Origin of the sequence: Pseudomonas bohemica (assembly GCF_002934685.1) — a bacterium.
In the GTDB taxonomy this organism is placed as follows: domain Bacteria; phylum Pseudomonadota; class Gammaproteobacteria; order Pseudomonadales; family Pseudomonadaceae; genus Aquipseudomonas; species Aquipseudomonas bohemica.
Window position 1 is genome coordinate 16,123 of sequence record NZ_NKHL01000070.1, and the last position, 13,846, is coordinate 29,968.

General features: G+C 61.7%; 13 protein-coding genes. 9 read left to right on the plus strand and 4 right to left on the minus strand.

Going from position 1 to position 13,846, the window contains the following annotated elements; translation table 11 throughout:
• Nucleotides 1–4 precede the first annotated feature (4 nt).
• Complete coding sequence (locus CE491_RS02320; RefSeq protein WP_110946762.1) at nt 5–823, minus strand: helix-turn-helix transcriptional regulator; 819 nt, start codon at nt 821–823, stop codon at nt 5–7.
• A gap of 98 nt (nt 824–921) precedes the next feature.
• On the opposite strand from CE491_RS02320, the gene CE491_RS02325 reads away from it, so the two are divergent.
• The 3 genes from CE491_RS02325 (at nt 922) to CE491_RS02335 (ending at nt 3,169) form a co-directional block, all read left to right on the plus strand.
• Nucleotides 922–1,809: an SDR family oxidoreductase gene (locus CE491_RS02325; RefSeq protein ID WP_110946763.1), complete on the plus strand. Its 888-nt coding sequence runs from the start codon at nt 922–924 to the stop codon at nt 1,807–1,809.
• 116 nt (nt 1,810–1,925) lie between these two features.
• Nucleotides 1,926–2,087, plus strand: a complete 162-nt coding sequence (locus CE491_RS02330) for a DUF2986 domain-containing protein (RefSeq protein ID WP_110946764.1) — start codon at nt 1,926–1,928, stop codon at nt 2,085–2,087.
• 230 nt (nt 2,088–2,317) lie between these two features.
• Entirely contained in the window at nt 2,318–3,169 is an 852-nt protein-coding gene (locus tag CE491_RS02335; RefSeq protein ID WP_110946765.1) for an oxidoreductase, read from the plus strand.
• 126 nt (nt 3,170–3,295) lie between these two features.
• Here the strand turns inward: CE491_RS02335 and CE491_RS02340 are convergent, their stop codons facing one another.
• The 3 genes from CE491_RS02340 to CE491_RS02350 all read right to left on the minus strand — a co-directional run bounded on the left by CE491_RS02340 (nt 3,296) and on the right by CE491_RS02350 (nt 7,648).
• The gene (locus tag CE491_RS02340; protein ID WP_110946766.1) at nt 3,296–4,957 is read right to left on the minus strand and encodes a N,N-dimethylformamidase beta subunit family domain-containing protein; all 1,662 of its coding nucleotides are present in this window, start codon (nt 4,955–4,957) and stop codon (nt 3,296–3,298) included.
• A 52-nt stretch (nt 4,958–5,009) separates the two neighbouring features.
• The gene (locus CE491_RS02345; RefSeq protein WP_110946767.1) at nt 5,010–6,335 is read right to left on the minus strand and encodes an MFS transporter; all 1,326 of its coding nucleotides are present in this window, start codon (nt 6,333–6,335) and stop codon (nt 5,010–5,012) included.
• Nucleotides 6,336–6,397: 62 nt separating this feature from the next.
• A complete protein-coding gene (locus tag CE491_RS02350) occupies nt 6,398–7,648 on the minus strand; it encodes an MFS transporter (protein ID WP_110946768.1) in 1,251 nt (416 codons plus the stop codon).
• Nucleotides 7,649–7,748: 100 nt separating this feature from the next.
• On the opposite strand from CE491_RS02350, the gene CE491_RS02355 reads away from it, so the two are divergent.
• From CE491_RS02355 to CE491_RS02380, 6 genes are all read left to right on the plus strand, one after another.
• Nucleotides 7,749–8,720, plus strand: coding sequence for an AraC family transcriptional regulator (locus CE491_RS02355; protein ID WP_110946769.1), 972 nt, complete (start codon nt 7,749–7,751; stop codon nt 8,718–8,720).
• 88 nt (nt 8,721–8,808) lie between these two features.
• Entirely contained in the window at nt 8,809–9,735 is a 927-nt protein-coding gene (locus tag CE491_RS02360; protein ID WP_110946770.1) for a LysR family transcriptional regulator, read from the plus strand.
• Nucleotides 9,736–9,859: 124 nt separating this feature from the next.
• Entirely contained in the window at nt 9,860–11,149 is a 1,290-nt protein-coding gene (locus CE491_RS02365) for a flavin-containing monooxygenase (RefSeq protein ID WP_110946771.1), read from the plus strand.
• Nucleotides 11,150–11,162: 13 nt separating this feature from the next.
• Nucleotides 11,163–11,876, plus strand: a complete 714-nt coding sequence (locus CE491_RS02370; RefSeq protein WP_110946772.1) for an SDR family NAD(P)-dependent oxidoreductase — start codon at nt 11,163–11,165, stop codon at nt 11,874–11,876.
• A gap of 84 nt (nt 11,877–11,960) precedes the next feature.
• A complete protein-coding gene (locus CE491_RS02375; RefSeq protein ID WP_110946773.1) occupies nt 11,961–13,310 on the plus strand; it encodes an MFS transporter in 1,350 nt (449 codons plus the stop codon).
• A gap of 8 nt (nt 13,311–13,318) precedes the next feature.
• Nucleotides 13,319–13,711 (plus strand): Rid family hydrolase, encoded by a 393-nt coding sequence (locus CE491_RS02380; protein ID WP_110946774.1) that lies wholly within the window; start codon nt 13,319–13,321, stop codon nt 13,709–13,711.
• Nucleotides 13,712–13,846 lie beyond the last annotated feature (135 nt).

Consider the following 13,846-nt stretch of genomic DNA (forward strand, 5'->3'; position numbering starts at 1 on the left):
GCTTTCAGCCCACGAGCGCACGAACCCGCTGCACATCCTCAGCCGTCACCGGGTTGTAAATGATCATGCCCAGGTCCGGTCGTCCATCGACCGCAAAGCCGGAAAATTCCAACGCGATCACCCCCTGAGTGGGGTGATGGATGCGCTTGGTGCCCTCGCCATGAACCCGTACGTCGTTGTCGCGCCAGAAGGTCGCGAACTCGGGGCTGCGCAGACACAGTTCATCGGCCAATTTGCTGACTTCGGAGGCCGCGCCTGCGCGGATGGCGTCGGCGCGGAATGCGCCGACCACGAAGCGCGCCATCGCTTCCCAATCGTCCTGGCGTTCGCGCACACCGGCGCGGCAGAACATCAGGCGCAGGATATTGCGCTCCTCCACCGGCAGCAGGCTGTAGTCGGTGAACACCACCGCCGCAGCGCGGTTCCAGGCCAGTACATCCCAGGTGGCGGTCTTGACGATCGCAGGGCTGAACGTGAGGGTATCCAGCAGCCTTTGCAGACGCGGAGTGACGCCCGCTGGGGCGCGGTAAACCACTTCCGGCGGATGCCCGAAGGCAAGCATGAACAGATGTTCGCGCTCGGGCTCGGTCATCAGCAGGCCCTGGGCGATGCGGTTCAACACCTCCGAAGACGGCGCGCCGCCGCGCCCCTGCTCCAGCCAGGTGTACCACGTGGGGCTGATGTTGGCCCGCTGCGCGACTTCTTCCCGACGCAGGCCTGGCGTACGCCTGCGCGCATTGCTGAAGCCGAAGCTCGCCGGATCCAGACGCGCCCGGCAGTCTTTCAAATACGCACCCAATAGCTGAACCGATTGGTCTGACATGGAGATCCTGTTAGTTTTCATACCCTGATAACGTCACGGCTTTAACTGGATAAACACTACGCGCAGGCTGGTGCTTTCAGCAAAGAGAGATTTGACCCATGCGCGTATTTCTTACCGGCTCCACAGGTTTCGTCGGCTCTCAGGTCGCCCGCGAATTGCTCGACGCTGGGCACCAGGTGCTGGGCCTGACCCGCTCCGATGAAGGCGAGCGCTTGCTGCTGACACTCGGTGCAGAGCCGCATCGAGGCGACATCGAAGATCCAGCCAGCCTGCGCAAAGGCGCCGAGAGCTGCGACGCCGTCATTCACACCGCGTTCGATCACAACTTCGCCCACTTCGTCGAGAACTGCCAGAAGGACGCGCGCGTCATCGCAACGCTCGGCGCGGTGCTGGAAGGTTCGACGCGGCCACTGCTCATCACCTCTGGCACGCCGATGGGTTCGTCCGCGCCGGGTCAGGTGGCGGACGAAGATCACTTTGATCCGGCGCACCCCAACCCTCGTGTCGCCTCGGAGCTGGCAGGTCAGGCGCTAAGCCAGCGCGGCGTCAACGTAGTGGTCATGCGTCTGTCGCAGATTCACAACCCGGTCAAACAGGGCCTGGTCACCTACCTCATCGAACTGGCGCGGCAAAAGGGCGTGTCGGCCTACGTCGGTGAAGGCCTTGAACACTGGTCCGCTGCGCACCTGGCCGATACCGCTCACCTGTATCGGCTGGCGTTGGAAAAGCATCAACCCGGCGCCCGCTACCACGCCACTGCCGAACAGGCGATCGCTGCTCGGGACATCGCTCAGGTCATCGGCCAGGGTCTCGGTGTGCCCACCGTGGCGCTGTCGAAGGAAGAGGCAGCGGCGCATTTCGGCTGGCTGACCGCCTTCGCCGGAAAAGACATGACCGCGTCGAGCGAAAAGACCCGGACGCGCCTGGGCTGGCGACCGAATGGGCCTGGATTGCTGGATGATCTGAGGACGGGCTTTGCGCGGTAGGCGTTGAGACAAGCCGGGCGCAGCGAATATGAACTCGCCCGGTCCCCGCCCCTCGCTCGAGCTGCTCAGGCCCGGACCTGATACCCTTCCAGAGATCGAGCAGACGAGTGACAAACATGAACCGACGTAAAAAGATCAAGCAGCTCCTGGAAGCTCACGCCAAAAAAGCCAATGCCAAACTGGCGCCGCGAAACAAGCCTAAATACATCAGCAAGGCCGACCGACTGAAACTGGCGGCCGAATCCGGCCAGGACGCGCTCAATCCAGCCGAGGACTGACCGACCACCGAGCAGATGCGCCCGACACGTCGTTGCCGTGCTTAACGGACGCTAAAGGGTCTGGTCACTGCCCGCTCGCCGACTGCACTTGGCCAGTCGTCATCAGCATCAATTGCTGGCAAACACGGGAAACGAAGTTCAGCCATTGCGAGTCCAAGCGGATATCCACCGTGTTTTGCCTGTCCCCCTCCGGGGCAGATAGCATTTTTGACTTGACGGAGAGCTGAATCATGACAACCGACGCAAACGATACCCCTGTCTGGCTCATCACCGGCTGCTCGACCGGTTTTGGCCGGGAGTTGGCCAAACTGATCGTTGATCGGGGCTGGCGCCTTATCGCCACCGCCCGAGATAAATCGAAGGTCGCTGACCTGGCCGACAATGCCCAGGAGCGTGTGTTGGCGCTGGATCTGGACGTCACGAAGTCCGAGCAGATCGAGGCGGCTGTCGCTGCCGCCAAGGCAACGTTCGGTCGGATAGACGTGCTGGTCAACAACGCCGGCTACGGCTATCAGAGCACCGTCGAAGAAGGCGAGGAAGCTGAAATCCGCGCTCAGTTCGACGCCAACGTGTTCGGTCTGTTCGCTATCACCCGTGCAGTGTTGCCGATCATGCGGGCACAAAGAAGTGGTCACATCATCAATATCACGTCGGTAGCAGGGCTGATCGGCTTTCCGGGATCGGGCTATTACGCGGCGTCGAAACACGCGGTTGAAGGCTGGTCCGACGCATTGAAAACGGAAGTCGAACCGCTGGGCATTTCCGTCACCTGCGTTGAGCCGGGGCCCTTTCGTACCGATTGGGCAGGCCGTTCGCTGCGTCAGACCGCCACTGCCATTGCCGACTATCAGCAGACCGCAGGCGCGCGACTGGAGTCTACGAAGAAGAACAGCGGCAGCCAGGCCGGTGATCCGGTGCGTGCCGGCGAAGCCATGATCGCCCTCACCCAGATGGATAACCCGCCCCGCCATCTGCCACTGGGCAAATGGGGGCATGACAACGTGGTGGCCGATCGTCGCACGCGTCTGGAGCAAATCGAAGGGGTTCGGGAAATCAGTGTCTCGGCTGACTTTCCAAGCTGATCGCCCCAACCAAGCCAATCAAAGCCGGACCAATAAAAAGGTAGACCACTTAAGGATGCATCGCTCAACGCGCATGCATCCTTCTCGTCCGAGTGGCATGCGGTGATGCTCATATGCACTCTCTAATCAATCCCCCTGCGCACCTCGCAAAAAGCGATCCAGTACGTTCCTGGTGATGGTGACGGTGTAGGTCTCCTCCAATATGAGGCCGCGTACCCACTCGCAGGTTGCCGCTGTAAATACTTCGCCCCGCCCTTTGCTGAAATGCACCACCATGCCGGTGCCCCGGCTATGCCGTACGATGTTTTCATCCGACAGATCAGTCGCCAGCAGCGAGGCGCGAAACCGTGCGTCCGCATCACCGAGCATGAAGGAATACGAATCTTCAGCGCGGCCCTGCTCGGCGACCGTCGCCCAGCCCATGGCGAGGATTTTCAGCCCAGAAGGAGCGCCGTCGGTTCCGAGAGGCTCTGGCAGGCCGTCGACGAAGGTGTAGTCCAGACCGTCCACCTCGTAGCCAAAGATATTCGCCGCATCACCGAACATATCCGCATAACCCAACCCGGTCCCGACGAAGGCCCAATGCTCGGGCCTGAACAGGGTATAGCCGCGCGGGCTGCGTCGGGCCATGCCGCCGAATCCTGCGTATATACCGCGCAGGGCGTTGACCCCGAACGTGCTGGCGCCGGGATGGCCGATCATCGGGTCCTCCCAGGCGCCGGTCAACACGTCGGGATGGGTCGCGGCAAGCGGGTCGAGCGCGTGGGCATCGTATTTGTAGGCGACCTGACGCTTACCGTTATCCTCCAGGCGGATCTGCCACATGAAGTTTCCCGCGAAGCGAGCGACTTTCCCGCCGCCTTCGACAAACGCGTCCACGTGGTCGCGCATCTCACGTGACCAGTATTCATCATGCCCGACGAAAACCGCGCAGGCGTACCCCGCCAACGCATCCGGGTCGTGATGCAGATCGTCCTGGGTCAGCAAATCGATGGCGTAGCCCTGCGTTTCTGCCCACACCACGAACGGCCGCTCGTATGAGGCCCATCCCGCCAGCGCGTAATACTTGCTGAAACCGTTGAGCGCAGCCCATTCGATGAATTCATAGCGCGCGGGGCCAGGCTTTGCGGGGCGCGCGGCGTTGATTGAGCGGGGGGCGTCCGCCGGCAGCCACACCTGACCGCGGGCCCAGGGGCGTTGCGTGGATAACAGCGGCGAGCGGCCCCGAGGCGTGCCGGGATTGACCCCGTAATAGTGGTTGGCGCCACCCCAGTCGTTATAGGCAGCCCAAGTGGAGGTTGCTGCTACCAGTGCCAGGGCATTCGAGTGCTTTCGCGCCGCTTTGACAATGAACAGATGGTGCCCGAGCACCGCGCCAGCTCCATCTTGGATTTCAACCACATAGCCGCCAGATTCGGCATCCGCGGGAATTGCCCACTGCGCGAACACCGGCCATTCGCAGCCGCGTTCATAGCTCCGCTCAGGCAGTTCATGAAAGTTCGCGCTGGCCAGGTCGGTTTGATGCACGGTCAATGCCGTGGCGCCGTCACGATAAATCCGCAGTGCCACTTGAGAAGTGTTCGAAGACAGGTGCAAGCGCACCGTATCCCCCGGCACATAGGCTCGATTGTCGGAATAGCACCAGGCGGCCGCCGGGCCCGTATCGGACGCAACCTCGACCCAGACCTCCCGCGCGGCCTGGCGGGGTCCTGAGGTCTGGCTGACCGTCACCGCTGCGCCCGGCCGTTCGCCACGGGCAGTGGCTTTCGTCACGTCTGTAACGCTCATTGTTTGATATCCCTCAAGTTGTTTTCAGTCGCGAGATTGACACGCCAGAACGTCACTTCTGCGACGCCATTGGCTGGGCCGTGGTGGCCGCCAGAGCAGCTCCCGGCGCTTGAATGTCCGCCAGGTCGATGCCTGCGGTCTCGCTGATCAGCAAGCCGACGATCACCGTGATCAACCCCAGCGCCATGACGTAACCGATGTAGAGCGACTCAAGCCCCGCCCCGCTGAGCCAGGCGTGGAGGTAAGGCGCCGTGCCGCCGAAAATCGCCACCGAGATCGACGAGACGAATCCCACCCCCTGAGCCCGAGCCTGGGTCGGGACTTGCTCCGACAGCACAGCGGGAAATATCGCGGCGATCAACGACCAGGCGCCCAGCCCAATCACTTGGGCCAGGAACAGCGTATAAGGCGCAGTGGTGACCATGATTGAAATGGGATAGGTCAGCACCACCACACACACGCCCCATGCAATCACCATAGGCTTGCGGCCAATCCGGTCGGAGAGCATGCCGCAGACCGGTAGCCAGCCGACGCACAGGATCTGCGCCAGCAGACTGGCCAGATACGCCCCTGTGGCATCCATCCCCTGGGCGATAGCCGTCGACGCACCGAACGTGACCCAGGCGTAGTAGGTGACATTGGCAGCGGCGGCGAGCATCACGATGTTGCGCGCGATGCCCATGACCTGGCTGCGGGTTAAAGGTCGTGCGGGCCGCACCTGTCGTTGCTGCGCGACGAACACATGGGATTCTTCGGCACTGCGGCGCAGGAGAAGCGCGTAGATACCGAGCACCCCGCCGATGACGAAACCGATACGCCAGCCATAGGCGCTCATCGCTTGCGCGCCCAGCAGCCAGGTCAGCGTCGCGGCCACCGCAGTGGCGGCCATCACGCCAATCGTCACTGCGATATACACCGAACTGGACCACAAACCGCGCTGCTTGCTAGGGGCGATTTCGGCCACGTAGGTGTACGACACTCCGGTCTCGCCCCCATGGGCGAGGCCCTGCATCAGGCGGAAAAACAGCAGCGCTGCCGATGCGAACAAGCCGACATCCTCATAAGCCGGGATCAGTGCAATCCCGAGGCTGCTGAGGGCCAGTAGCAGCATGGTGATCACCATGATGGTTCTGCGTCCGAGACGGTCGCTCAGACGGCCGAAGACCAGGCCACCCACAGGCCGTGCGACAAATCCGACAGCGAATACGGCGAGCGTGGACAACATCGACGAGCGCGGGTCGGTCTTGTCGAAAAGGTTGCCGGCCAGATACACGGAAAAGGTGGCGTACAGCGTCCAGTCGAACCATTCCAGCGCATTACCGACACCTGCCGCGCGCAACGATTTGAGGCGCCTTTGACGGGACGTCGAATTATTCATGGGTGTTCTCCGAATCATGGGTGCCACTTGTGGGCACAGAATCTGCTGCTCAATGGAGTGGGTCAGAGGTGCAGCGCCGGAGCGTTTTGCGACCCTGACTGCGGGGCATCGACCCGAACCCGCAGGGCAATCAGCAGCGCCGCCAACAGCATCAATATGCCGGCGGCAACGAATACGCCGCTGATACCGCTGAAGCTGAACATCGCGCCTCCCGCGGCGGCACCGGCAGCGATGGCGGACTGCACCGAAGCCACTACCATTCCTCCGGCGCTTTCTGCCTGATCGGGCACCGCGCGAGCGACCCAGTTCGACCACGCCACGGGCACACCGCCGAACGCCATGCCCCACAAGGCCAGGAGCATCGCCTGCCCCGTCACGGAAGCTGGCAGCAGCACAAGCGCCAAGGCTGCAACACCTACCAACACCGGCATCAGCACCAGCGTCCCACGCGGGCTGCGCTCAAGCAGCCAACCGGTCAACAGCGTGCCGACGAAATTCGCCGCGCCGAAGCCCAGCAGCATGAGCGCCAATGTGTCGGGGCCGACGCCAGTGGTGCTTTCCAGAAATGGCCGGATATAAGTGAACAGCGCGAAGTGGGCGGTGTGTACCAGCACGCAGCCGAGCATCCCGACGGCGATGCCGGGGCGCAGCAACACCTCCAGAACCGTTCTCAAACGTGCCGCCCGGCGGGGTGCCAGCGGTGGGAGGGTGACCAGCTGGAACGTCAGCGTCATTACACCCACGGCGGCCGCCGCGACAAAAGCGCTGCGCCAGCCATACAGTCCTCCCAGATAGCTGCCCAGCGGCACCGCCACCACGGCTCCTACAGCGATGCCGCTAAAGATGATCGACAGCGCCCGTGGCAGCAGTGCCGCCGGTACCAGGCGCATGGCAACGGCTGCGGCCATGCTCCAGAAACCGCCCAGCGCGATGCCCAACAGGATGCGCATCAACAGCAGCACCGCGAGGCTGGAGGACAAGGCAACCAATAGATTGGAGGCAATCATCAGCGTGGAAAAGCCCAGCAGCACCACGCGCCTGTCGAGCCTGCGGGTCAGTCCTGGCACCAGCAATCCGGAAAACAGCGCCACCACTGCCGTGACCGTCACCGCTTGCCCAGCCAGCGCTTCGGAGACGCCGAGGTCAACAGCCATCGGCGTCAGCAGACTGGCGGGCAGGTACTCTGCCGTCAGCAATCCGAACACCCCCATCGTCAGCGAGAGCACCGCCATCCAGGCGGGGGTGGACGGTTCCAACTCCTCTTCGACGCCTTTGCCCCCATCAAATATCGCGTCACACGTATCGTCATTCATTGCCAGACATCCTTCAAAAATAATCACGACCGGCAGTCTAGGCGCGAAAAACTGGATGATCTATGATGCACAATCCTGATTCTTTGACCAAAACCCCGAAATGAACGCAGCAGATCAGTTCGCCCTGTCCTCTGACCTCATCAACGAGTTGCTACGTGGCATGCGTCTGCGCGGCGTCGAGTATCGCCGGATCCAGGCCGGGCCGCCTTTCGGGCTGGGGTTCGCCGACAAGCCTGGATACGCCTGGTTTCACTTTCTCGCGGCCGGCAATGCCGTGCTGCGCATGGATGACGGGCCGCTTTACGAATTGTCGGCGGGCAATGCCGTGTTCATCTCCCATGGTGCAGGCCATCAGCTGCTTTCCAGTCCCGACGTCGCTGTGCAGGACATCGACAGCCTCGACGCCGCTCCTCTCGGTGACGCCGTCAGCGCGGTCGAAGCGGGACTGGAAGGCGACGTCGCGCCTGCTGCCCTGCTCTTCAGCGCCTGCATGGAGTTCGAACTGGGCAGCATCCAGGGGCTCGGCAAGTTGATGCCGGGCCTCATGCTGATCGATGCCAGAGGCCAGCGTTACCCCGGATTGATGCCAATTCTTGCGACCATGGAGCGTGAAGTCAGCGCCGCCCGCGTCGGTTTTCCCGGCATTCTCGCGCGGCTCGCCGATGTGGTTGCAGCGATGGTCGTACGCGGCTGGGTGGAGTGCGCCTGCAGTAACGCTTCGGGGTTGGTAGCCGCACTGCGTGACCCACGCCTGGCCCGGGCGCTTCTGGCCTTGCATCAGCAGCCGGGTCGCGACTGGAGTGTGGCGCAGCTGGCAGCGCAATGTCATACCTCTCGCTCGGTCTTCGCCGACCGCTTCCAAGCCACCATCGGTATCCCTCCCCTGCGCTACGCCACCGAGTTACGCATGAGGTTGGCCAGTCAGTGGCTGACACTGGAAAGACTGTCGATCGAGGAAGTGGCGCAGCGGCTCGGCTACACCTCGCAAGCCGCGTTCAGCCGCGCGTTCAAACGCATCACCGGGCAACCGCCTGGGGCGAGTCGGCTGGGGGTGCGACCGGTCACTTCGTGAAAGCAAGAAGCGGACAGTCATACGTCGCGCGCTGGGCAGTACAGCCGGGCTGTGTCATGTTCCCGTCATCCCGATGATGGAAAGCGCCATGACCCTGCAACAGCTCCATTATTTTCTCGCCGCCATCGAGCACGGCACGTTCTCCAGGGCGGCGGAAAGCCTGCATATATCCCAACCTTCCCTTTCCGAGCAAATCCTGCGCCTCGAAGAACACCTGGGCACCCATGTGTTCATTCGCACCAACCGCCGACTGATGCTGACCGAGGCAGGACGCCGTCTGCGGCCCTTCGCCCAAGGCATGGTAACGGCGGCGCGACAAGGCTATGAAGCCGTGCAGGCGGTGCGTGAGCTGTCCGGCGGGGTCGCCAGCTTCGGCACCTTCGGCACGGCGCATCATTACTTTCTCACCGACCTGATCGAGCAGTTCCGAACGCTCTACCCCGACATGCGCATCAAGATTGTTGGCTATAACTCTTCGGAAATCGCCGAACTGGTCAGCCAGGGCGAGATCGAAGCCGGCCTTGTGATGCTGCCTATCAAGCAGCAGAACCTCACGGTCACCGAGCCGGTGTGGTCGGCCCAAGTCGGCTACATCAGTGCCGACCCCGTACGACTCAAGGGTCCGAAAACCATCAGCGATCTGGCCGGTGCGCCGTTGATTCTGACCGAGGCGCGCTGGAGCACCGGCGATCCCATTCGCCGCCTGTTGGCGCAACTGGCCGCCAAGGGAGGCGAGGTACTGGACCCGATCATCGAGGTGGAGCACCAGATCACCGGATTTGAGCTGGCCGCCCGCGGACTGGGGGATGTCATCGCCACCCGGCCGATCCTGCATCAGTTGGGGTTTAACGACCGCTTGGGTTGGGTGCCGCTTTCTCCGGCGATATTCGAAGTGTTCGGCTTTATTCATCGCCACGACACGCCGATCTCGCCGCCGACCCGAGTATTGATGAACCTGATGCGCAGTCACCTGAGCCGGATCCAGAATCTATACGCGCATCTGGAGACGATTTAGCCATAGGCAATACCTATGGGAAACACATGGCTTTGCCCATTCATCCGCCCGTTTCCCGGACGGATACTCCAGCCACGGACGCCAAGACGAGGCGCTTCCAGGGTTTGAAGAACGGGGAGTCAGAATGTCCAATCAACTGCACTACTGCATCATCGGCGCCGGGGCGGCCGGTCTGGCTGCATTGAAGACCATGACGGATGCCGGCTTTCAGGTGGACTGCTTTGAAAAGTCCGCGAACATCGGCGGTCACTGGAATACCGACTACGATGCGCTGCACCTGATCACTCCCAAAAACAGCTCGTGCTTCGATGGCTTCCCGATGCCGGCCGATTACCCGGTATACCCGAGTCGCGATCAGGTCAAGGCGTACATGAACGCCTACACCGACACCTTTGGGCTGCGCAAGAAAATCTCCTTCAATACCGAGGTCCGCAGCCTCTCCCCCCTTTGCGAAAATGGCGAAGCGGGCTGGCAGGCGACCCTCGCCGATGGCACCCGCAGGCGTTATGCAGGTGTTCTGGTCGCCAATGGGCATTTGTGGGACTGCAAGATCCCGGAAGTGGGCAAACGTTTTACCGGTGTATCGATCCACTCCGGTGAATACCGCAACGTGCAGCAGGTCGAAGGCAAGGTGCTGGTGGTCGGCTTCGGCAACTCCGGCTGCGACCTGGCGGTGGATGCTGCCCAGGCGCGTCTGGACACCACCATCGCCATTCGACGCGGGCAGCTCTTCCAGCCCAAGACGATTTTCGGCCTGCCGCGTGGGGAGTTGCCATTGCTCGGACAGCTGCCACCGGAGCAGCAAAACATGATCATGAACATGCTGATCATGGCCAGCGTCGGGACCCACAAGAATTACCCCGGCCTGCCCGCGCCGCAAACCTATGACCTGGACGCACAGCCACCAGTGGTCAACACCCTGTTGCTGTACTGGATTCAGCACGGGCGCATCAAGGTCGCTCCCGGGATCGAGAACATCGAAGGCAAGACGGTCACGTTCACCGACGGCACCCAAGCCGATTACGACACCATCGTCTGGGCCACCGGTTTCAACACGCGCTTGCCGTTCCTTGACGAGAGTCTGCTGCAATGGCGTGACGGCGTACCGCTGCGCACGGCGGCCATGACGCTGCCGACCAATCTGGAGGGCCTGTTCTACATCGGCCTAGGCGCCCCACGTGGGCCGCAATGGCCGGTGTATTGCGAGCAGACCAGACTGGTCATGCGTTTGCTCAAGCTGCGTGCCGGTGGCATGAAAGGTCTGGCCGCCAAGTTCGCCAGACTGCAATCGGCCGAGTCACGCATCGACATCGTCAAACGTGAATGGCTGGCCAACTATCAGGACACCCAGCGCCAGCTGGACGTCATGGAACTGGCTGTGGGGCCTGGCGCCCCGCTCCCTCAACTGGCTTGATCGGGTACCCACCATGAACACTGCACCGCACTCCAGCGTCATCGTTACCGGCACGTCATCGGGCATGGGCCAAGCCGTTGCACAACGCTTTCAGAATGAAGGCTGGCACGTCGTGGCCATTGACGTTATGCCCAGCAAACAGGCAGCAAGCGCGTTGTTTTCGCCGGTGGTCGGCGACATCACCCGTGAAGACGCACTCACCGGCGCAGTGGACGCAGCCCTCGACGGCAAGGCGCCGCTGCGTGCCATCATCAACGCGGCCGGGATCTTCCCGACCTCGTCACTGGACAGCTACAACGAGGCGTTATATCGAACAATTTTCGACATAAACGTGCTGGGGTCATTGAACATCGCGCGTATCGGCACCCGTCACCTGAAAGCAGCCGGAGGGGGGGCCATCGTGTTCTTCGCCTCGGTCGATGCGTTCACCGTGTCGAAAAACCAGCTGCTGTACAGCGCCTCGAAAGCGGCAGTGGTTTCCATGACGCGCTCGCTGGCCATAGAACTGGCCGAGCACAACATCGTGGTCAACGCTGTTGCGCCCGGCTGGGTCGACACGGAAGGGACCAGAGCCGGGGGTCGTATCGAAGCGGCCATCCAATCCATTCCTCTCAAGCGCGCCGCGCGCGTCGAAGAAATCGCCGACTGGGTCTGGCAGTTGAGCGCCAGGCCCTCCTACGTCACGGGCGAATCCTTGTGCATCGCCGGCGGTGTGTTCATGCGCTGACCTGACACAGGCCCCACGCGCCAGACGTGGGCCTGTTCCTCCTTTGACTGCTGCCTCACTACAACTACTACAGAGGGCAATATCATGGGCGAATTACGCGCTACCGCAGTTCCCGATTTTTCCAGCAACCGCGCCCCAGCCGAGCACTCGCGCAGACCGCTTTCAAAGGCCGTGATCGGCGTGACGCTGGGCAATATGGTCGAATGGTTCGACTTTGCGCTGTATTCCTCATTGGCCGGCATCATCGGCAAAACCTTTTTCCACGATGACAACCCCACCGCCCAATTGATGGCGATCTACGCCACCTTCGCCGCAGGCTTTCTAATCCGCCCCCTGGGCAGCCTGATCTTCGGCCCCCTGGGTGACAAATACGGACGCCGTACCGCGTTGTCCCTGAGCATCTCGCTCATGGCCATCGCCACCTTTGCTATTGCACTGATACCCGGGTACGCCAGCATCGGCGTGTTGGCGCCCGTGCTGCTGATCCTGATGAGATTGCTACAAGGCCTGTCCACTGGCGGCGAATACGGCGGCTCGTGCACCTTCATTGCCGAACATGCTCCGGACAAACGCCGAGGTTTTTTCACCAGTTGGCTTGAATTCGGCAACATCTCGGGCTTTCTGCTCGGCGGTGCCGTGGTCAGCCTGTTCACCCTCGCCCTGGGGGAACAGGCGATGGCTCAATGGGGCTGGCGGGTCCTTTTTGCCATCGGCGGGCTGCTGGGTCTGATTGCGCTGTATTTGCGCCTGGGGCTGGAAGAAACTCCGATATTCAAGGAAATCCAGCAGCAAGAAGCGCTGCATAAATCGGCGTCGGGTGAAAAAACCAGCCTGTTCAGCCTAATGGTCAGCCAGTGGCCGCAAATGCTCAAGTGCATGGGCCTGGTGACCGTGTTCAATGTCACCTACTACATCGTCCTGGGGTACATCCCCGGCTATCTGGAAAACGTACTCGGCTACAGCAACAGCTTCGCTGTTTCGCTCGGTCTGACGGCGACGCTGTTCATGCTGGTGCTGATTCCGGTGTCCGGCCTTCTGGCTGATCGCCTGGGGCGCAAGCGCATGATCCTCTGTGGATGTGTGCTGCTGATCGTGATGGCGTTCCCCTGCTTCATGTTGCTGCACACCGGCAAGGTCGGTTTCCTGTTCATCGCGCTGCTGACGCTGACCCTGGCCCAGCTGTTTTTTGAGGGTGCGATGCCGGCGACCCTGACCTCGCTGTTCAGCGCTCGCGTGCGCTACAGCGCACTGGCCATCAGCTACAACCTCGCAGTGTCACTTTTCGGCGGCACCGCGCCGCTGATCAACACCTGGCTGATTTCGGCGACCGGCAACCAGATGATTCCGGCCTGGTACCTGATCGCCGGTGCCGTAGTCGGCCTGATATCGATCCTGTTCATCAAGGATTCCACCGGTAAACCCCTCCCAAAATGAGACACGACATGACCAGTAAAACTGCAACGCGGCAAAACATCTCTTCGGGTGGCCAGTACGAGTCAGTGTTCGGGTACTCCCGCGCGGTGCGCGTGGGCAATCACCTGCACATCTCCGGCACGTGCGCCTCGCCCGAATACGAACACAGCAATGCCTACGAGCAGGCGCAGGCGATTCTCATCACTGTGCAGAAGGTATTGACTGAAGCGCACATGAGCGCGGAGGACGTGGTGCGCACGGTGGTTTACCTGCGCGACATCAACGACGCAACGTTGGTCGCCACCGCGCACAGCGAAGTGTTCGACGGCATTCGCCCGGCGAGCAGCCTGATCCAGGTCGACTCGATGCTACGCCCCTGGCAGAAAGTTGAAATCGAAACCTATGCCATCGTTGCCGACTGACTCTGGGTACTGACCACACAAAAGCCGCGACCCGTCGCGGCTTTTCTTGTTCCATTGTCCCGTCCTGAATAAGGTTTACACCTTCTGACCTTTCCTCAGGAGGAACCAATGGATTCGGGAAAAAGGCGCAGTCAG